We start from the raw sequence: 18,326 nt of genomic DNA on the forward strand, positions 1-18,326 counted from the left end.
TTGGCCGAACCGCCACTGTGATGCCTTGTTATAGTTCGGGCCTCATTTTCAGCCCGGTAAAGGATCACTGCCATGACTCAATACTCCGCCTTCAGCGTCGAACTGGCCGACAACATCGCCCATGTGCAGATCAATCGCCCGGAAAAAATCAACTCGATGAACGCGGCGTTCTGGAGCGAGATCGTCGAGATCTTCCAGTGGATCGACGACACCGACGAAGTGCGCGTGGTGGTGCTCAGCGGCAACGGTAAACACTTTTCCTCGGGCATCGACCTGATGATGCTCGCCGGCGTCGCCAATGAACTGGGCAAGGACGTCGGCCGCAATGCGCGCCTGCTGCGCCGCAAGATCCTCACCCTGCAAGCCTCGTTCAACGCCGTCGACAACTGCCGCAAACCGGTACTCGCGGCCATTCAGGGTTACTGCCTGGGCGGCGCGATCGATCTGATCGCGGCCTGCGACATGCGCTACGCCGCCGAAGACGCGCAATTCTCGATCAAGGAAATCGATATCGGCATGGCCGCCGATGTTGGCACTTTGCAACGGTTGCCACGGATCATCGGTGACGGCATGCTGCGTGAGCTGGCTTACACCGGTCGCACTTTCGGCGCTGACGAGGCGCGCAGCATTGGCCTGGTCAATCGCGTCTACAGCGACAAGGACACGCTGCTCGAGGGCGTGCTGGACATCGCTCGCGAGATCGCTTCGAAGTCACCGATTGCGGTCACCGGCACCAAGGAAATGATCAGCTACATGCGCGACCATCGCATTGACGACGGCCTCGAATACGTTGCCACCTGGAACGCCGCCATGTTGCAATCCACCGACTTGCGCGTGGCCATGGCCGCCCATATGAGCAAACAGAAACCCGAATTTCTGGACTGAGAAACCATGACATCTCGCTGGACCACTGCAGTACTGGACACCGATCAACCCGGCGGCTGGGCCGTGGCGCGCAGCCCGGAAGGCTTTTTGTTCGACGACAACGGCGCGCTGTTCCCACGTGAATGGCTCAAGCGTCAGGACTTGTCGATCCTCGCCGAGCACGGCATCGGCCATCTCGATGGCGAGCCGGTGTACTTGCTGGAACTGCGCAGTGCCAGCGAAGTGTCGGGTTGCAACTGGAAAGGCCTGCGGGCGTTCATGCTCGACGGCGATCACACCATCTACAAAGTGCTTGGGTATGCCGCACAAATCGGCACCTGGGCCCGTGAGCACCGTTTTTGCGGCAATTGCGGTCAGGCGATGACCCAAGTGCCGCGCGAGCGGGCGATGTATTGTCAGCCGTGCGATCTGCGCAGTTATCCGCGGATTTCGCCGAGCATGATCGTGCTGATCACCCGTGGCGACGAGATTCTGCTGGCGCGTTCACCACGTTTCGTCACCGGGGTGTACAGCACGCTGGCCGGATTCGCCGAGCCGGGTGAGTCGGCCGAGGATTGCCTGATTCGGGAAGTGCGCGAAGAAGTGCAGATCGAGGTGAAGAACATTCAGTACATGGGCAGCCAGTGCTGGCCGTTCCCGCATTCGATGATGCTCGGCTTCCATGCCGAGTACGCCGGTGGCGAGATTGTCTGTCAGGAAGACGAGATCGAAGACGCCCAGTGGTTCAACGTGCACGACCTGCCGCCGTTGCCGGCGTCCAAGTCGATTGCCCGTTACCTGATCGACGTCTACGTGGCGCGGCGCTTAGGCCACGCTGAACCAGTGCTGCCAGGCTAGGCGCACGGTCAATCCCAGTACCACGGTGATGAACACCGGGCGAATGAACTTGGCGCCGCCGCTGATCGCGGTGCGCGCGCCAAAGAACGCGCCGACCATCACCGACAGGCCCATGCTCAGGCCGATGATCCAGTCCACCTGTCCGGAAAACACGAATACCGACAGCGCCGCAATGTTGCTGACGAAGTTCATGCTGCGCGCCACGCCGCTGGCCTTGACCAAGTCGATCGGGTAGAGCAACAGGCTGCTCACCGTCCAGAATGCGCCAGTGCCGGGACCGGCCACGCCATCGTAGAAACCGAGGCTGAAGCCTTGGGTCGACTGCCATTTCTTTTTGATCGGCGCATCGCTGTCGAGTGGCGCTTTTGGCGTGCCGCCGAACAATAGATACAGGCCGCAGGCGAAGACGATTACCGGGAGCATCTTGTTCAGCCATTCGGCCGGCAGGTAATGGGCGACGACGGCACCCGTCAGTGCACCGATCAAAGTGCCGACAATCGCATGCGTCCACTGTCGAGGGTGGAACAGCTTGCGTTTGTAGAAGGTGAAACTGGCGGTGGCCGAACCGAAGGTCGAGCTCAACTTGTTGGTGCCGAGTACCAGATGCGGTGGCAGGCCGGCCGTCAGCAGTGCAGGCGTGGTCAACAGACCGCCACCGCCGGCGATGGCATCGATGAAACCGGCAATGAAAGCGACAACGGCCAGGATGGCGAGGGTGGTGAGGTCAACGCTGAGTTCGAAAGGCATGGAATCGGCTTATTCGGCAGGGCGCAGATTTGGCTGCGGGGAGGGCGGTCATGTTACCTGTATCCAACTGTTGCGGCGACCCGTCTGACGCCTTCGCGAGCAGGCTCGCTCCCATATTTTGAAATGCATTCCACCCTGTGGGAGCGAGCCTGCTCGCGAAGGCATTCTTCATGCCGCCGCCAATCCAACTGTTGCCCACACAACAACCTGCCAACAAATCCGCCTTCCACAAAACATCAACTTCACCCCGATACCCAACAAAACCGGGCATTTCCAGGCTGGCACGCTTGCTGCTCTACCACTCCCATCTCCGCAAATGTCCCGAGGACACGCCAATGAGTCAGCAAGCCGTAAAATTTGCCTACTGGGTGCCGAACGTCAGCGGTGGGCTGGTGGTCAGCAAGATTGAACAACGCACCGATTGGGGCATCGACTACAACCGCAAACTGGCGCAGATCGCCGAAGCCGCAGGGTTCGAGTACGCGCTGACGCAGATTCGCTTCACCGCCGGTTACGGTGCCGAGTTCCAGCATGAGTCAGTCGCGTTCAGCCACGCGTTACTCGCGGCGACCAGCAAGCTCAAGGTGATCGCAGCGATCCTGCCCGGCCCGTGGCAACCAGCGTTGGCTGCAAAACAGCTGGCGACCATCGACCAACTCACCAACGGCCGCATCGCGGTGAACATCGTCAGTGGCTGGTTCAAAGGCGAGTTCCAGGCCATCGGCGAACATTGGCTGGAGCACGACGAGCGTTATCGCCGTTCCGAAGAGTTCATCCGCTCATTGCGCGGCGTGTGGAGTCAGGACAACTTCACCTTTCGCGGCGACTTCTACCGTTTCGACAATTACAGCCTGAAACCGAAACCGCTGGGTCGTCCTGAGATCTTCCAGGGTGGCAGTTCCCGTGCGGCGCGGGACATGGCCGCGCGGGTCTCGGACTGGTATTTCACCAATGGCAACAGCGTTGAAGGGATCAAGGCGCAGGTCGACGATATTCGTGCCAAAGCAGCGGCGAATAACCATTCGGTGAAGGTTGGCGTCAACGCGTTTGTCATTGCCCGTGATACCGAAGAAGAAGCGCGGGCGGTACTTGCACAGATCATTGATCAGGCCGATCCGGAAGCGGTGAACGCCTTTGGCGATGCGGCGAAGCAGGCGGGCCGGGCTTCACCGGAGGGCGAGGGCAACTGGGCGAAATCAACGTTTGAGGATCTGGTGCAGTACAACGAGGGCTTCAAGACCAATTTGATTGGCACGCCGTTGCAGATTGCCGAGCGGATTGTCGCGTTGAAAGCGGTGGGTGTGGATCTGGTGTTGGCGGGGTTTCTGCATTTTCAGGAAGAGGTCGAATATTTCGGGCGGCGGGTGTTACCGCTCGTTCGCGAACTCGAGGCCGAGAAGACCGCCGCTGTCGCCTGAACCCCACACATCCCCTGTAGGAGTGAGCCTGCTCGCGATGGCGTCTGAACATTCAACTTATATGTTGACTGACACACCGCTATCGCGAGCAGGCTCACTCCTACAATTGGATCTGTGTTGGCTTAGAGACCCAGGTCAGACAGGCTCGGATGATCATCCGGGCGCCGGCCCAGTGGCCAGTGGAACTTGCGTTCGCTTTCCTTGATCGGCATGTCGTTGATGCACGCATAGCGCTGGAACATCAGGCCCTGTTCATCGAACTCCCAGTTTTCATTGCCATAAGAGCGGAACCAGTTACCCGAGTCATCGTGCCATTCGTAGGCGTAGCGCACGGCGATGCGGGTATCCGAGTAAGCCCACAGTTCCTTGATCAAACGATAATCCAGCTCTTTTGCCCATTTACGGGTCAGAAAGGCCTTGGCTTCTTCGCGGTTGTTGGCGAACTCGGCGCGGTTACGCCACTTGGTATCAAGGGTGTAAGCCAGCGAAACCCGTTCCGGGTCGCGGGAGTTCCAGCCATCCTCGGCCAAACGAACTTTCTCGATGGCTGATTCACGGTTGAAGGGCGGTAATGGCGGACGTACCTGGGCTGCAGTAGACATGTTCAGTCTCCCGATCTAATTAATAATTGAACAACAAGTCCGGCTTATTAAGGCGTTACAGGTCCAATAACTTTCGCGCCATGCATTGCGCATTATCGGCGGCACTGTGATCACCCATCACAAGCGCTACGGTAATGGCACCGTCAATCAGGATCAGCAGCTGTTTGGCCAGCAGTTGCGGATCCTCGGCACCATGTTCGGTACACAGCTCGCACACATAGTCGAGCAGCTTCTGTTTGTGTTCTTTGGCGACCAGGCGCACCGGGTCTTGCGGGTCACCGGTCTCGCCGCTGGTGTTGATAAAGGCGCAGCCACGGAAACCTTCCGAGGCGAACCAGCTCTTGAGCACGGTAAACAGGTTGAGCAGGCGATCGGCTGGGGTTTCGGCTTGATCGACAGCGCTTCGGTACCAGTGCATCCAGCGCACGTCACGGCGTTGCAGGGCGGCGACGGTCAGTGCGTCCTTGTCGGCAAAGTAACGGTAGATGCTTTTTCTGGAGACGCCGGCGGTTTTCACCAGAAGATCCATGCTAGTGGCAGCGATGCCACTTTTGTAGATCAGCTTTTCGGTGACATCCAGAATGATGTCGCGTGTGTCGTTGCTAGTGATTTCGTTCATGTGGCGAACAGTAGAACGATTGTTCTCCTTTGGCAATGGTTTTTTAGGATCAAAAGATCGCAGCCTTCGGCAGCTCCTACATTGGCCCGTGTAGGAGCTGCCGAAGGCTGCGATCTTTTGATCTCTTTACGGACACTAACAAGACCCCAACGATGCGATGGTGTAAGCTCTCGGGTTCTTCGGATTCGACCCATTGCGAGCCCTATGCCGTTGCTTTTCAAACGCTCCTTGCTGCCCAAATTGCGCAGCTTCCCGCTGACCGCCGAGGCCGTGACCATTCTGTCCGGCGCCGCTGAATTTCGTCGTTGCCTGCTCGAGAAAATCGCCGCAGCGACCCAGCGCATCTACATCGTTGCGCTGTATCTGCAGCAAGACGAAGCCGGTCAGGAAATCCTTGATGCCTTGCACGCCGCCAAACTCAAGCGCCCGGAGCTGGAAATCGCCGTGGTGGTCGACTGGTTGCGCGCGCAGCGCGGGCTGATCGGCGCCGGCAAGCAGCCGGGCAATTCGGCGTGGTATCAGGAAATGACCCGCACGCACCAGAGCGAAGTGCCGGTGTACGGCGTGCCGGTGCAGACCCGCGAGCTGTTCGGCGTGCTGCATCTGAAGGGCTTCGTGATCGACGACTGTGTGGTCTACAGCGGCGCGAGCCTGAACAACGTTTATCTGCACAAGTTCGACAAGTACCGTTTCGACCGCTACCACGTGCTGCAAAGCCACGAACTTGCGGACTCGATGCATCATCTGGTCAAACACGGTCTGATGGAATCGAAAGCGGTGCATCGCCTCGATCTGCCCAACCTGCCGACCACGCGCAGCCTGCGCAACGACATCGGCGATCTGCGTAGTCGTCTGAAATATGCAACGTACGACACGGCGACTGGCAGTACGGCAAGAGAAGGCCTGTCAGTCACTCCGTTGCTGGGCGTCGGCAAGAACAACCCGTTGAACCGGGCGATTCTCGAGTTGATCGCCAGCGCGCAAAAACAGCTGACCATTTGCACGCCATACTTCAATCTGCCGCTGGGTGTGATCCGCGAGATCAACCGCGCGCTGGCCCGTGGCGTGAAAATCGACATCGTCGTCGGCGACAAGACTGCCAATGACTTCTACATTCCGCCGAGCGAGCCGTTCAAGGTGATCGCGGCGCTGCCGTATCTGTACGAGATCAGCCTGCGCCGCTTCGCCAAACGGCATCAGCGCAACATCGACAGCGGTCAGTTGAACCTGCATTTGTGGCGTGATGGTGACAACACCTATCACCTCAAGGGCATGTGGATCGATCAGCGCTATACGCTGCTGACCGGCAACAATCTCAATCCACGGGCGTTCCGCCTGGATCTTGAGAACGCCTTGTTGATTGATGACCCGAAGGGCGAGTGGCTGGCGCCACGGGCGAAGGAACTGGAAGAGATTTTCCGCCATACCACGCGGATCGACAGCTTTCAGAGCCTGGAGACGCTGCCGGAATACCCGGCCGGGGTGGCCAAGTTTCTCAAGCGCGTGAGCCGGGTGCGGATTGAGCGGTTGCTCTACCGAATTCTGTAAGGCTTAACATTTGTAGCGGTCATACAACCGCTATCGCGAGCGGGCTCACTCCTACAGGGGATGCATTCCTAATGTAGGAGTGAGCCTGCTCGCGATAGGGCCTCTAGAGGCGCTACAAAACTTAATTCAGACCCAACTTGCCACGCAACGTGGACAGATCTTCCGCCAGTGTATTCACCGGCCCAACCAGCGCTTTACGGTCGTTATCCTTCACCTTGTCATAAGTCTCGAAACCACCATCCTTGGTCTTGTACTTGGCCAGAATCTTGTCGACGGTGGCAAAGTTCTTGTCGACCTTCGCTGCAAACGCCTTGTCCTGCTGTTCGATCTGCGGACGGAACAGGTCGACGATTTTCTTCGCGCCGTCGATGTTGCCCTGGAAGTCATACAGGTCCGTGTGGCTATAGCGATCTTCTTCGCCGGAGATCTTGGTCGCGGCGACTTCTTCCAGCAGCGCGGCAGCACCACCGACGACTTTCTCCGGCGGGAAAGTCAGGCCAGCTACGCGAGTCTGCAGGTCTTTGACGTCGCTGTTGAGCTTGTCCGCCAGTTCGTTCAGGCCTTGGGTGCTTTTCTCCGAAAACAGTGAGTACTCGATGCGGTGGAAACCGGTGAAGTCTTCAGCCTTCACGCCTTTCTCGTGATCGTCGACACGGGAGTCGATGGACGCATCGAGGTCACTGAACAGCTCGGCAATCGGCTCGATCGACTCGTAGTAAACGCGGGTCGGTGCATAGAGTTTTTGCGCGGTGGCGAGGTCGCCTTTTTTCACGGCATCGGTGAACTGCTGGGTGTGGCTGCCCAGTTCGTCGAGTTTTTCGGTGACGTAGATCTTGTAGTCCGAAACCGGCCCCACCAGATCCAGCGGTGCGGTGGCAGCGAATGCCGACAGCGGGGTGTTGAGCAAACCAAGGGTCAGCAATAACGCGAGTGGCGTCTTTTTCATGGGGGCGGCTCCAGTGTCGAGATTGTTTTATGCGGCTGTTTTCGGTTGTGTGGCGTTGAGCAGCGAGCGACCGATAAAGTCCTTGTCGCCCGTGACACCCGGCAGGGTGAAGAAATAGCCGCCGCCGACCGGTTTGAGGTATTCCTCCAGCGGTTCGCCATTGAGGCGGGTCTGCACGGTGATGAAGCCTTTTTCCAGATCGGCCTGGTAACAAATGAACAGCAAACCCATGTCGAGCTGACCGTTCTTGTTTACGCCATTCGAATAGTTGAACGGCCGGCGCAGGATCAGGTTGGCCTGGGTTGCAGCCGTACGCGGATTAGCCAGACGAATGTGCGCGTCGAGTTTGGTCAGCTTGCCGGCCGGGTCTTTGCTGTAATCCGGGACTTCGCTTTCATGCTGGCCACCCATCGGTGCCCCGGTGGTTTTGACCCGGCCAAGGATGCTTTCCTGCTCCTGCAATGGTGTGCGGTCCCAGCGCTCGACGAAATTGCGGATGATCCGCACCGCTTGATAGCTGCCGTGCGCCGCCCAGGCCGGTTCGTCACTACCCGGTTGCACCCAGACCAAGCGATCCATGGACTTGCTGTCGTTAGAATCGGGGTTGGCCGAGCCGTCGCGGAAACCGAGGAAGTTGCGCGCCGACTGTGCCGGCACACCGGGTTTCGCCGGGGCTTGCGGCGGCACGCTGCCTTCCTGTTTCCAACGCACCAACAGCAAGTCGGGGAGGTTCTTGACGATGTCGCGCAGGGCGTGGATGTTGGTGTCGGCGGTATTCGAGCAGAACTGCAGGCTCAGGTCGCCGTGGCAGCAATCGGCATCCAGCGCATCGTTGGGGAAACCGACCATACGGATCAGCCTTTTGGGTTTGGCGTCGGCCAGACCGAAGCGCTCGTCGAACAGCGACTCGCCGACGGAAACGGTGATGGTCAGGTTGTCCGGGGTGACGTTCGGGCCGAGGATGCCGGAATCCGGCGGCGGCAGTTTCGGATCGATCTGCGCGACGGGGCCGCCCGTCATCAGAAACGCGATGCGCTCGTTGAGCGTACGGAACAGCCGCTCGAGGTCTTCGCGATCACTGGCCAATACGTCGAATGAAACCAGCATGCCCGAGGCCGGACGCGGGGTGACGATGCCGGTCTGGTGTACGCCGTGGAAATCGTGGCGGTCTTCGGTTTTGTCGCTGCTCGGTGCTTCAGCAACTTGCGCAGGTGCGGCGGCCATGGCCGGGCAGCTCAGGGCGGACCCGGCGAGGGCGACACCGGCGGCGCCCATGCCCATCAGGACACGGCGACGTTGCAGGTTGAGCGTTTCTAGATCTTTCATCGGGAATGGGTCTTCTGCTTACAGGCCGGAGAGGCCGAGGGCGGGATCGATGCCATCCAGTGCGTCGGCCAGAGCCTGGGCCTTGTCGGCGATCTGCTTGCGTTGTGCGCCACTGACGGAGTCGTAGCTGGCGTAGCCGTCCTTGATCTTGTAGGTGTCGAGTTCGCTGTCGAAATCCGCCAGTGCCTTATCGATTTTCGGCAGCAGGTCGGCAGCTGATTTGCTCAGCATCGGCCGCAGCAGATCGACGACTTTGCGCGCGGTTTGCGCATTGGCGGCGAAACCGTTGAGGTCGCTGTGGCTGTAGCGCTCCTCTTCACCGCTGGCGGCGCGGACGTCGGCCAAGGTGTTGAGGTTGCGCACGATGATGTTGACCAGCTGCTCCGGTGGCAGCGATTGCGCGAGCAATTGCTGTTTGAGCGTGGTGACATCGCTTAGCAGGCGCTGGGCGACCGGCGTCAGATCGTCGAGTTTGCGTTGTTGGAACAGGCCGAATTCGAGGCGATGGAAACCAACGAAGGCCGGATCCTGTTCGCGTTTTTCGAAATAGTCAGCGCGGGCGTTGATGCTGTTGTCCAGTTCGGCCAGGCGCTGCGCGGCTGGGGCCAGACGTTGATAAGCCGCTCGTGCCGGCAGGTACAGCGCCTGCGCCTGACTCAAGTCGCCGCTTTCGATGGCTTGATTAAGCGCCGTGACGGCTTTGATCAGCGCGCTGCCCTGGCTGGCCAGATACACGCGGAATTCCGACAGCGGCCCGACGAAGGCGACCATCGACGGTTTGGCCTTGGCGGCAGCATCAGAAGCGGCAGTAGGTGTCACATGCAGGGTGCCGCGCGGGTTGCTCAGCAAACCGCAAGTGATCGCGTAATCGCCCGGTTGCAGATTAGCGTTGATCACCTGACTCAGGCCCGGCGCAATGTTTTCGCGCTCTTCGACGACCAGTACGCCATCGAGGATTTCCCATTCCACGGCCCGGTCGGACCGGTTGACGATGCGGAAACTGGCGCGGCCAGCCGGCACAGTCAGCGCGTCCGGCTCGCAATTGCCCGGATGGATATTCACCACCACTTCATCGTGATTGTGCTGACGCTTGGCCGCGGCCATTTTCGAGGCGTAATAAAACAGACCACCGGCGGCGATCATCACCACCACCGAGCCTGCCACCGCCCAGCGCAAGGCGCGAGGAGGAGAGGCCTGAGGAGAGTTAGGCTTTGACATGAATACCCTTATTGGCTGGAAACGGAAGACGATTGCGCAGTGGGTTTGGCCGCCGGCAGGAAGAACATCACCAGTGCTACCAGCAGATAAATCAGGTAGGCCCCGAGGGTGCTGACGGTCGGCGCATCCTGGTAGCCGAACATGCCGGCCAGCACCGAACCCAGCGGGCCGTCCATCGGCAGCGTCGCGCTGAAGTCGAACAATACGGTTTGCAGGTGATTCCACAGCCCGGCTTCATGCAGCGCCTGCACCGAGTTGGCGAGAATCCCGGCGGCGACCACCAGAATGAACAGGCCGGTCCACTTGAAGAACGCGGAAAGATTGAGGCGCATGCTGCCGCTATAGATCAGGAAGCCGACGATAATCGCCAGAATCAGCCCGAGCAGGGCACCGATCGGCGCGCCTGGGCCTTCGCTTTGCTGGAACACCGCGAGCAGGAAGAACACGGTTTCCAGGCCCTCACGGGCCACGGCGAAGAAGACCATGGCGATCAGTGCGATCACCTGGTGTTTCGAGGACGTCAGCGCCTCATCCAGCGAGGCTTGCAGCGAATGCTTGATCGAACGCGCCACTTTGCGCATCCAGAACACCATCGAACTGAGAATGGTCACGGCGACCAGCCCGACGATGCCTTCAAACAGTTCCTGTTGCTTCTGCGGGAATTCGGCACTGACCAATTCCAGGCCTCCACCGACCAGCAGGGCGAGGGCCGCAGCGAGGAAAACCCCGATCCATACGGCAGGCATCCATTGGCCACGGCCGGTCTGTTGCAGGTAGCTGGCGATAATGCCAACGATCAGCGCGGCTTCAATGCCTTCGCGCAGCATGATCAGGAAGGGAACAAGCATTTGGTGTCCAAGAGGTCATTTCTAGAGGTTACAAGTTGTAACATAATGAAAGTCATTCTCACATGACATTGATTGACATAAACCTGAACACAAGCTGAACAAAGTAAAGAACAACCATTCTCATGCGGGTGACACCGGAACCCTGTAGGAGCTGCCGAAGGCTGCGATCTTTTGATCCTGATGTTTAGAATCAAAAGATCGCAGCCTTCGGCAGCTCCTACACGGGATTCGCGTTCGATGCGGTAAGATGCGGCCCATTCAAAAAAACAAGGTTCACCGCGTTCCATGTCGGAAAAAGACACCATCGCCGTTCAACTGGTGCGTGAAGCGCTGCTGCAAAGTTGTGCCCCGGGCGTGGCCACGGCAGAAGTCTTGAACAAGGTCGGGATTGATCCGGCGTTGCTGCAAACCGAGCACGGCCGGGTAGCGGCCTCGCAGTACGCCAGACTCTGGCGCCTGTTGGCCCGACGCGGTGATGACGAGTTTTTCGGCATGGACCCGCGCAAGCTCAAGTCCGGCAGCCTTGAGTTCTTGTGCCGCAGCGCGATGGCGCAACCGACGCTGGCAGCGGGGTTGAGCACGGGGTTGGGTTTTCTCTCACTGATGCTTGAGCGCATGCCGGCGCAACTGGTGCACCAGCAAAGTCTCGCGGAAATCGTGTTGATGGAAGATGACCCCGAACCACGCCGCGCCTTCAGCTATTTCACCTACTGGATGATCGTCCACGGTGTGGCCTGCTGGCTGGCCGGGCGGCGGATACCGATTCTGGCGATTGAATTGCGCTGTGCGGCGCCGGACTTCACCGATGACTACCGGGTGATGTTCTCGGAAAACCTGCGTTTCGAGCGGCCACGGACACGGATGATCTTCTCCGCCGATTGCCTCGACCTGCCGATCAAGCGCAGTGCCGAAGAACTGAAGCGCTTTCTCGCCCACGCCCCGGCCAACATTCTGGTCAAGTACCGCGACCCGGAAAGTCTGGCCAGCCGAATCAAACAGGACTTGCGCCAATTGCCTGCCGAACGATGGCCGGAAACCGAGGCGTTGGCCCAGCAACTGTGCATGTCCGCTTCGACGCTGCGCCGGCGCCTGGCCGAGGAAGGGCAGACTTATCAAGGCCTCAAGGACAGCGTGCGCAAAGAGCTGGCGATTATCTGGCTGGCGGAGCCGTCGATCAGTTTTGTCGAGATTGCCAGCCGATTGGGGTTTGCCGATGCGAGTTCCTTCTACAAGGCGTTTCGCAAGTGGTCGGGGTCGAATCCTGGGCATTACCGTACGCTGATTTTGAATGAGGTTGTCTGATCCGGCCTCTTCGCGAGCAGGCTCGCTCCCACAAGGGGAATGCATTTCAAACTGTGGGAGCGAGCCTGCTCGCGAAAGCTTCCGCCCAGGCAACACACCTCTAAAGGCATGGCCAAACCAGTCAGCCACATTGAAAGCTTTGACCATTGCCCCAGCCGCCCCACAGCGCGACTATCTTTCTGTTGTTTACGGTTCCCAACCTAATAAAAAACAGAGGGATTCTGGCAATGCGCGATTACTTGTCTGCCACCGCACAGTTCAACTATCAGCACACCGTGGATGCCGCGCTGAGCGGTACGCTTGAGGCGCTCAACGCCTGTGTCGAATGCTGCGACCGCCACGCCTTGCCGGGGCGCATCGCGCTGTTCTGGGAGGGCCGTGATGGCGCCAGTGCGACGTACACCTTCAGTGATCTGCAGGACAAAGCCGCGCGTTTTGCCAATTTCCTTCTCGCCCAGGGCGTGCAGAAGGGCGACAAGGTCGCCGGCCTGCTGCCGCGCAACATCGAATTGCTCATCACCGTGTTCGCCACCTGGCGCATCGGCGCGGTGTATCAGCCGCTGTTCACCGCTTTCGGTCCCAAAGCCCTCGAACATCGCCTGAACAGTTCCGGGGCCAAAGTCGTGGTCACTGACGCGGTCAATCGGCCGAAACTCGCTGAAGTCGCCGATTGCCCAACGCTCGTTACCGTCGGCGGCGCCAAAGGCCAGGGCATTGTCCGAGGTGATTTCAGCTTCTGGGCCGAACTGGCCAACTATTCCAACGTCTGCGAGCCGGTCATGCTGACCGGCGAAGACCCGTTCCTGTTGATGTTCACGTCCGGCACCACCGGCCCGTCGAAAGCCCTGTCAGTACCGCTAAAAGCCATCGTCGCCTTCCAGAGTTACACCCGCGACGCCGTCGATCTGCGCCCGGAAGATTCATTCTGGAACGTCGCCGATCCGGGCTGGGCCTACGGCATCTATTTCGGCGTCACCGGGCCGTTGTCGATGGGCCATCCGATCACCTTCTACGATGGCCCGTTCACCCTCGAAAGCACCTGCCGGGTGATCAACAAGTACGGCATCACCAACCTCACCGGTTCGCCCACGGCTTATCGTTTGCTGATTGCCGGCGGGGACGCGTTCGCCAAGTCGATCAAAGGCAAGCTGCGCATCGTCAGCAGCGCTGGCGAGCCACTGAATCCGGAAGTGATCCGCTGGTTCGCCGACAACCTCGACGTGGTCATCCACGACCATTACGGCCAGACCGAACTGGGCATGGTCCTGTGCAATCACCACGGCCTCGATCACGCGGTACACGTCGGCGCCGCCGGTTTCGCCTCGCCGGGCCATCGCATCGTCGTGCTCGACGATCAGTACAACGAACTCGGCGTCGGCCAGCCCGGCATTCTCGCCATCGACCGCCCGCAATCGCCGATGTGCTGGTTCGGCGGTTACGAAGGCGCGCCGACCAAGGCGTTCGTCGGCGATTACTACTTGAGCGGCGACACCGTGGAATGGAACCCGGACGGCAGCATCAGCTTCGTCGGCCGCAGCGATGACGTGATCACCACGTCCGGCTACCGCGTAGGCCCGTTCGATGTGGAAAGTGCGCTGATCGAACACCCGGCCGTGGTCGAAGCGGCGGTGGTCGGCAAACCCGATCCGGAGCGCACCGAACTGGTCAAAGCCTTCGTGGTGCTGAGTGCGCAATACCGTGCCGCGCCGGAATTAGCCGAAGAGCTGCGTCAACATGTGCGCAAGCGTCTGGCCGCGCACTCATACCCGCGTGAAATCGAATTTGTCAGCGAATTGCCCAAGACCCCAAGTGGCAAATTGCAGCGCTTTATCTTGCGCAACCAGGAAATCGCCAAGGCTCAAGAGGCCGCGGCGCATAACGTTTCAGCTTGAAGATCAGGAACTACAGTCATGCAGATCGAGAACAAGGTATTTATCGTCACCGGCGGCGCATCCGGCCTGGGTGCTGCCAGCGCTGAATTGCTGGTGAGTGCCGGCGCCAAAGTGATGCTGGTGGACATGAACGCCGAAGCGGTTGCCGCTCAGGCTCAGCGTTTGGGCGCGCAAAGCGTCATTGCCGACATCAGCAACGAAGCCGCTGCCGAAGCCGCCGTGCAGGCGACCGTCAAAGCCTTCGGCAGCCTCAACGGTCTGGTCAACTGCGCCGGTATCGTCCGTGGCGAGAAGATCCTCGGCAAGAACGGCCCACACGCGTTGAGCAGCTTCGCGCAAGTGATCAATGTCAACCTGATCGGCAGCTTCAACATGCTGCGTCTGGCCGCTGCGGCCATCGCTGAATCCGAGGCAAACGCTGATGGCGAACGCGGTGTGATCATCAACACTGCATCGGTCGCGGCGTTCGACGGCCAGATCGGCCAAGCGGCGTACTCTGCTTCGAAAGGCGCGATCGCCAGCCTGACCCTGCCGGCTGCCCGTGAACTGGCGCGCTTCGGCATTCGCGTAATGACCATCGCCCCAGGCATTTTCGAAACGCCGATGATGGCCGGCATGACCCCGGAAGTCCGCGATTCACTGGCCGCCGGCGTACCGTTCCCGCCACGTCTGGGCAAGCCTGCCGAGTACGCCGCGCTGGTTCGGCATATCATCGAAAACAGCATGCTCAACGGCGAGGTGATCCGTCTCGACGGCGCCTTGCGCATGGCCGCCAAGTAAGGAGGATTCGTCATGACCATTTCCAACGATCCGATTGTTATCGTCAGCGCTGTGCGCACGCCAATGGGCGGTTTTCAGGGCGAACTGAAGAGCCTCACCGCACCGCAACTCGGCGCTGCGGCGATCAAGGCTGCGGTTGAGCGCGCCGGTGTCGCCAGCGATGCAGTCGATGAAGTGTTGTTCGGTTGCGTATTGCCTGCGGGCCTCGGTCAGGCGCCCGCGCGTCAGGCCGCTTTGGGCGCCGGGCTGGATAAATCGACCCGTTGCACCACCGTCAACAAGATGTGCGGCTCGGGCATGGAAACCACCATTCTGGCCCACGACATGCTGATCGCTGGCAGCGCCGATGTGGTCATCGCGGGCGGCATGGAGAGCATGTCCAACTCGCCGTACTTGCTGGATCGTGCCCGCGCCGGTTACCGCATGGGCCATGGTCGCGTGCTTGACTCGATGTTCCTCGACGGCCTCGAAGATGCCTACGACAAGGGACGTCTGATGGGCACCTTCGCCGAGGATTGCGCCGAAACCAATGGCTTCAGCCGTGAGGCGCAAGACGCCTTTGCCATCGCCTCGACCACCCGCGCGCAGCAGGCGATCAAGGACGGTAGCTTCAAGGACGAAATCGTCCCGCTGACCGTGACCGTCGGCAAAGAACAGGTGCTGATCTGCAATGACGAGCAGCCTCCGAAAGCCAAACTCGACAAGATTGCTTCGCTGAAACCGGCGTTCCGCGAAGGCGGCACGGTGACGGCGGCGAACTCCAGTTCGATCTCGGACGGCGCGGCGGCACTGGTGCTGATGCGTCAGTCGCAGGCACAGAAACTCGGTCTGAAACCGTTGGCGGTGATCCATGGTCATGCCGCGTTTGCTGATACCCCGGGCCTGTTCCCGGTGGCGCCGATCGGTGCGATCAAGAAGCTGATCAAGAAAACCGGTTGGTCGCTGGGTGATGTCGATCTGTTCGAGGTCAACGAGGCGTTTGCCGTGGTTGGCATGGCGGCGATGACGCACCTGGAAATCCCTCATGACAAGTTGAATGTGCATGGCGGTGCCTGTGCGCTGGGCCACCCGATTGGCGCGTCTGGCGCGCGGATTCTGGTGACGTTGCTCTCGGCTTTGCGCCAGAGAAAGCAGAAACGCGGTATAGCGGCGATCTGCATCGGCGGCGGCGAAGCCACGGCCATGGCTGTGGAATGCCTTTACTGAGCCCAACACCAATCCCCTTGTAGGAGTGAGCCTGCTCGCGATGACGTCGTGTCAGTCACCACTGATTTATATGACCCACCGCTATCGCGAGCAGGCTCACTCCTACAGGGAAAACGGTGCGACTGATATTTAAGGATTCACCATGATTCCCAACGAAGACCAGACCCAGATCCGCGACATGGCCCGGCAGTTCGCCGAGGAACGCTTGAAACCGTTCGCCGCCGAGTGGGATCGCGAACACCGTTTCCCCAAGGAAGCCATCGGCCAAATGGCTGAGCTGGGCTTCTTCGGCATGCTCGTGCCGGAGCAGTGGGGCGGTTGCGACACCGGTTATCTGGCCTACGCCATGGCCCTGGAAGAAATCGCCGCCGGCGATGGTGCCTGCTCGACGATCATGAGCGTGCACAACTCGGTCGGCTGCGTGCCGATCCTCAAGTTCGGCAACGACGATCAGCGCGAACGTTTTCTCAAACCATTGGCCAGCGGCGCCATGCTCGGCGCCTTCGCATTGACCGAACCGCAGGCCGGTTCCGACGCCAGCAGCCTGAAAACCCGCGCACGGCTGGACGGCAATCACTACGTGCTGAACGGTTGCAAGCAGTTCATCACCTCCGGGCAGAATGCCGGGATCGTGATTGTGTTTGCGGTGACCGATCCGAGCGCTGGCAAGCGCGGCATCACGGCGTTTATCGTGCCGACCGATTCGCCGGGCTACAAAGTCGCTCGCGTCGAAGACAAGCTCGGCCAGCATGCTTCCGACACCTGCCAGATCCTCTTCGAAGACGTCAAAGTACCGGTGGCCAACCGTTTGGGTGAAGAGGGCGAAGGCTACAAAATCGCCCTGGCCAACCTTGAAGGTGGCCGCGTCGGTATCGCGTCGCAATCGGTAGGCATGGCCCGCGCCGCATTCGAAGCGGCGCGTGATTACGCCCGTGAGCGTGACACCTTCGGCAAACCGATCATCGAGCATCAGGCCGTGGCATTCCGTTTGGCCGACATGGCCACGCAAATCGCCGTCGCCCGGCAGATGGTGCATTACGCTGCAGCCCTGCGTGACAGCGGCCAACCGGCATTGGTCGAGGCATCAATGGCCAAGCTGTTCGCCTCGGAGATGGCCGAGAAGGTCTGTTCGATGGCGTTGCAAACCCTCGGCGGTTACGGTTACCTCAACGACTTCCCGCTGGAGCGCATCTACCGCGACGTGCGCGTCTGCCAGATCTACGAAGGCACCAGCGATATTCAGCGCATGGTCATTTCGCGCAATCTTTAAGAAGGAATTTTTATTCATGACGTACGAAACCATTCTGCTCGAAACCCACGGCCGCGTTGGCCTGATCACCCTCAACCGCCCGCAGGCGCTGAATGCCCTGAACGCGCAACTGGTCAGCGAAGTGAACCAGGCCCTCGATGCGTTGGAGGCGGATGCGAACATTGGTTGCATCGTGCTCACCGGTTCGAAAAAGGCTTTTGCCGCCGGTGCCGACATCAAGGAAATGGCCGAGCTTACTTACCCGCAGATCTACATGGACGATCTGTTCAGCGACAGTGACCGCGTGGCCAACCGGCGTAAACCGATCATTGCCGCCGTCAACGGTTTCGCCCTCGGCGGTGGTTGTGAGTTGGCGTTGATGTGCGACTTTATTCTGGCCGGTGATAACGCGAAGTTTGGCCAACCGGAAATCAACCTCGGGGTGTTGCCGGGCATGGGCGGCACCCAGCGTCTGACCCGCGCCGTGGGCAAGGCGAAAGCCATGGAAATGTGCCTGAGCGGGCGCTTGATCGATGCGGTTGAGGCCGAGCGTTGCGGCATCGTTGCGCGGATCGTGCCGAGTGATGAGTTGCTCGATGAAGCGTTGAAGGTTGCTGCCGTGATTGCCAGCAAGTCGCTGCCGATTGCGATGATGATCAAGGAGAGCGTGAATCGTGCCTTTGAAGTGAACCTGACGGAAGGCGTGCGTTTCGAGCGTCGGGTGTTTCATGCGGCGTTTGCCACGCAGGATCAGAAGGAAGGGATGGCGGCGTTTATTGCCAAGCGTGAGGCTGAGTTCAAAGGCAAGTAACGCGTCTAAAGCGAAAAGCCCCTCACCCTAACCCTCTCCCGGAGGGAGAGGGGACTGATTGGGGGATATTTCAGATTTACGCCGACCTGGAA

General features: G+C 59.8%; 17 protein-coding genes. 10 read left to right on the forward strand and 7 right to left on the reverse strand.

Features of this window, described 5'->3' with window-relative positions:
- The first annotated feature begins 72 nt into the window (after nucleotides 1–72).
- A complete protein-coding gene (locus CKW17_RS04020) occupies nucleotides 73–885 on the forward strand; it encodes a crotonase/enoyl-CoA hydratase family protein (RefSeq protein WP_053120295.1) in 813 nt (270 codons plus the stop codon).
- Nucleotides 886–891: 6 nt separating this feature from the next.
- On the forward strand, nucleotides 892–1,722 hold the full coding sequence (nudC, locus tag CKW17_RS04025; protein WP_095118807.1) for an NAD(+) diphosphatase: 831 nt from the start codon (nucleotides 892–894) through the stop codon (nucleotides 1,720–1,722).
- Here nudC and CKW17_RS04030 read toward each other — a convergent pair.
- Entirely contained in the window at nucleotides 1,690–2,469 is a 780-nt protein-coding gene (locus CKW17_RS04030; protein WP_095118808.1) for a TSUP family transporter, read from the reverse strand. The genes nudC and CKW17_RS04030 overlap by 33 nt on opposite strands.
- Nucleotides 2,470–2,804: 335 nt before the next feature.
- Between CKW17_RS04030 and sfnG the strand changes: the two genes are divergently transcribed.
- Nucleotides 2,805–3,887 carry a dimethylsulfone monooxygenase SfnG gene (sfnG, locus tag CKW17_RS04035; protein WP_095118809.1) on the forward strand — a complete coding sequence of 361 codons (1,083 nt, stop codon included), beginning with the start codon at nucleotides 2,805–2,807 and terminating at the stop codon, nucleotides 3,885–3,887.
- 122 nt (nucleotides 3,888–4,009) lie between these two features.
- On the opposite strand, the gene CKW17_RS04040 is transcribed toward sfnG, so the two are convergent.
- Both CKW17_RS04040 and CKW17_RS04045 read right to left on the reverse strand, forming a co-directional pair.
- Nucleotides 4,010–4,489, reverse strand: a complete 480-nt coding sequence (locus CKW17_RS04040; RefSeq protein WP_038361256.1) for a nuclear transport factor 2 family protein — start codon at nucleotides 4,487–4,489, stop codon at nucleotides 4,010–4,012.
- A 55-nt stretch (nucleotides 4,490–4,544) separates the two neighbouring features.
- Nucleotides 4,545–5,108 (reverse strand): TetR/AcrR family transcriptional regulator, encoded by a 564-nt coding sequence (locus CKW17_RS04045; protein WP_007914737.1) that lies wholly within the window; start codon nucleotides 5,106–5,108, stop codon nucleotides 4,545–4,547.
- Nucleotides 5,109–5,312: 204 nt separating this feature from the next.
- Between CKW17_RS04045 and pssA the strand changes: the two genes are divergently transcribed.
- On the forward strand, nucleotides 5,313–6,656 hold the full coding sequence (gene pssA / locus CKW17_RS04050) for a CDP-diacylglycerol--serine O-phosphatidyltransferase (RefSeq protein WP_095118810.1): 1,344 nt from the start codon (nucleotides 5,313–5,315) through the stop codon (nucleotides 6,654–6,656).
- Between the two features lie 121 nt (nucleotides 6,657–6,777).
- Here the strand turns inward: pssA and efeO (CKW17_RS04055) are convergent, their stop codons facing one another.
- From efeO (CKW17_RS04055) to efeU, 4 genes are read right to left on the reverse strand one after another with little or no spacing between them, the layout of a single operon-like run.
- A complete protein-coding gene (efeO, locus tag CKW17_RS04055; RefSeq protein ID WP_095118811.1) occupies nucleotides 6,778–7,602 on the reverse strand; it encodes an iron uptake system protein EfeO in 825 nt (274 codons plus the stop codon).
- Between the two features lie 27 nt (nucleotides 7,603–7,629).
- Complete coding sequence (gene efeB / locus CKW17_RS04060; RefSeq protein ID WP_095118812.1) at nucleotides 7,630–8,928, reverse strand: iron uptake transporter deferrochelatase/peroxidase subunit; 1,299 nt, start codon at nucleotides 8,926–8,928, stop codon at nucleotides 7,630–7,632.
- An 18-nt stretch (nucleotides 8,929–8,946) separates the two neighbouring features.
- Entirely contained in the window at nucleotides 8,947–10,146 is a 1,200-nt protein-coding gene (efeO, locus tag CKW17_RS04065; protein WP_095118813.1) for an iron uptake system protein EfeO, read from the reverse strand.
- 8 nt (nucleotides 10,147–10,154) lie between these two features.
- Nucleotides 10,155–10,994 (reverse strand): iron uptake transporter permease EfeU, encoded by an 840-nt coding sequence (gene efeU, locus CKW17_RS04070; protein ID WP_095118814.1) that lies wholly within the window; start codon nucleotides 10,992–10,994, stop codon nucleotides 10,155–10,157.
- A gap of 285 nt (nucleotides 10,995–11,279) precedes the next feature.
- On the opposite strand from efeU, the gene CKW17_RS04075 reads away from it, so the two are divergent.
- The 6 genes from CKW17_RS04075 to CKW17_RS04100 all read left to right on the forward strand — a co-directional run bounded on the left by CKW17_RS04075 (nucleotide 11,280) and on the right by CKW17_RS04100 (nucleotide 18,234).
- Entirely contained in the window at nucleotides 11,280–12,296 is a 1,017-nt protein-coding gene (locus CKW17_RS04075; protein WP_095118815.1) for an AraC family transcriptional regulator, read from the forward strand.
- 227 nt (nucleotides 12,297–12,523) lie between these two features.
- On the forward strand, nucleotides 12,524–14,188 hold the full coding sequence (locus CKW17_RS04080) for an AMP-binding protein (protein WP_095118816.1): 1,665 nt from the start codon (nucleotides 12,524–12,526) through the stop codon (nucleotides 14,186–14,188).
- Nucleotides 14,189–14,206: 18 nt separating this feature from the next.
- Nucleotides 14,207–14,968 carry an SDR family NAD(P)-dependent oxidoreductase gene (locus CKW17_RS04085; RefSeq protein WP_095118817.1) on the forward strand — a complete coding sequence of 254 codons (762 nt, stop codon included), beginning with the start codon at nucleotides 14,207–14,209 and terminating at the stop codon, nucleotides 14,966–14,968.
- Nucleotides 14,969–14,980: 12 nt separating this feature from the next.
- Nucleotides 14,981–16,174, forward strand: coding sequence for an acetyl-CoA C-acyltransferase (locus CKW17_RS04090; protein ID WP_095118818.1), 1,194 nt, complete (start codon nucleotides 14,981–14,983; stop codon nucleotides 16,172–16,174).
- A 142-nt stretch (nucleotides 16,175–16,316) separates the two neighbouring features.
- Nucleotides 16,317–17,444, forward strand: coding sequence for an acyl-CoA dehydrogenase (locus CKW17_RS04095; protein ID WP_095118819.1), 1,128 nt, complete (start codon nucleotides 16,317–16,319; stop codon nucleotides 17,442–17,444).
- 16 nt (nucleotides 17,445–17,460) lie between these two features.
- Nucleotides 17,461–18,234 carry an enoyl-CoA hydratase gene (locus tag CKW17_RS04100; protein WP_095118820.1) on the forward strand — a complete coding sequence of 258 codons (774 nt, stop codon included), beginning with the start codon at nucleotides 17,461–17,463 and terminating at the stop codon, nucleotides 18,232–18,234.
- Nucleotides 18,235–18,326 lie beyond the last annotated feature (92 nt).

The sequence above is a fragment of the Pseudomonas sp. Irchel s3f10 genome, from assembly GCF_900187515.1.
Lineage (GTDB): Bacteria > Pseudomonadota > Gammaproteobacteria > Pseudomonadales > Pseudomonadaceae > Aquipseudomonas > Aquipseudomonas tensinigenes.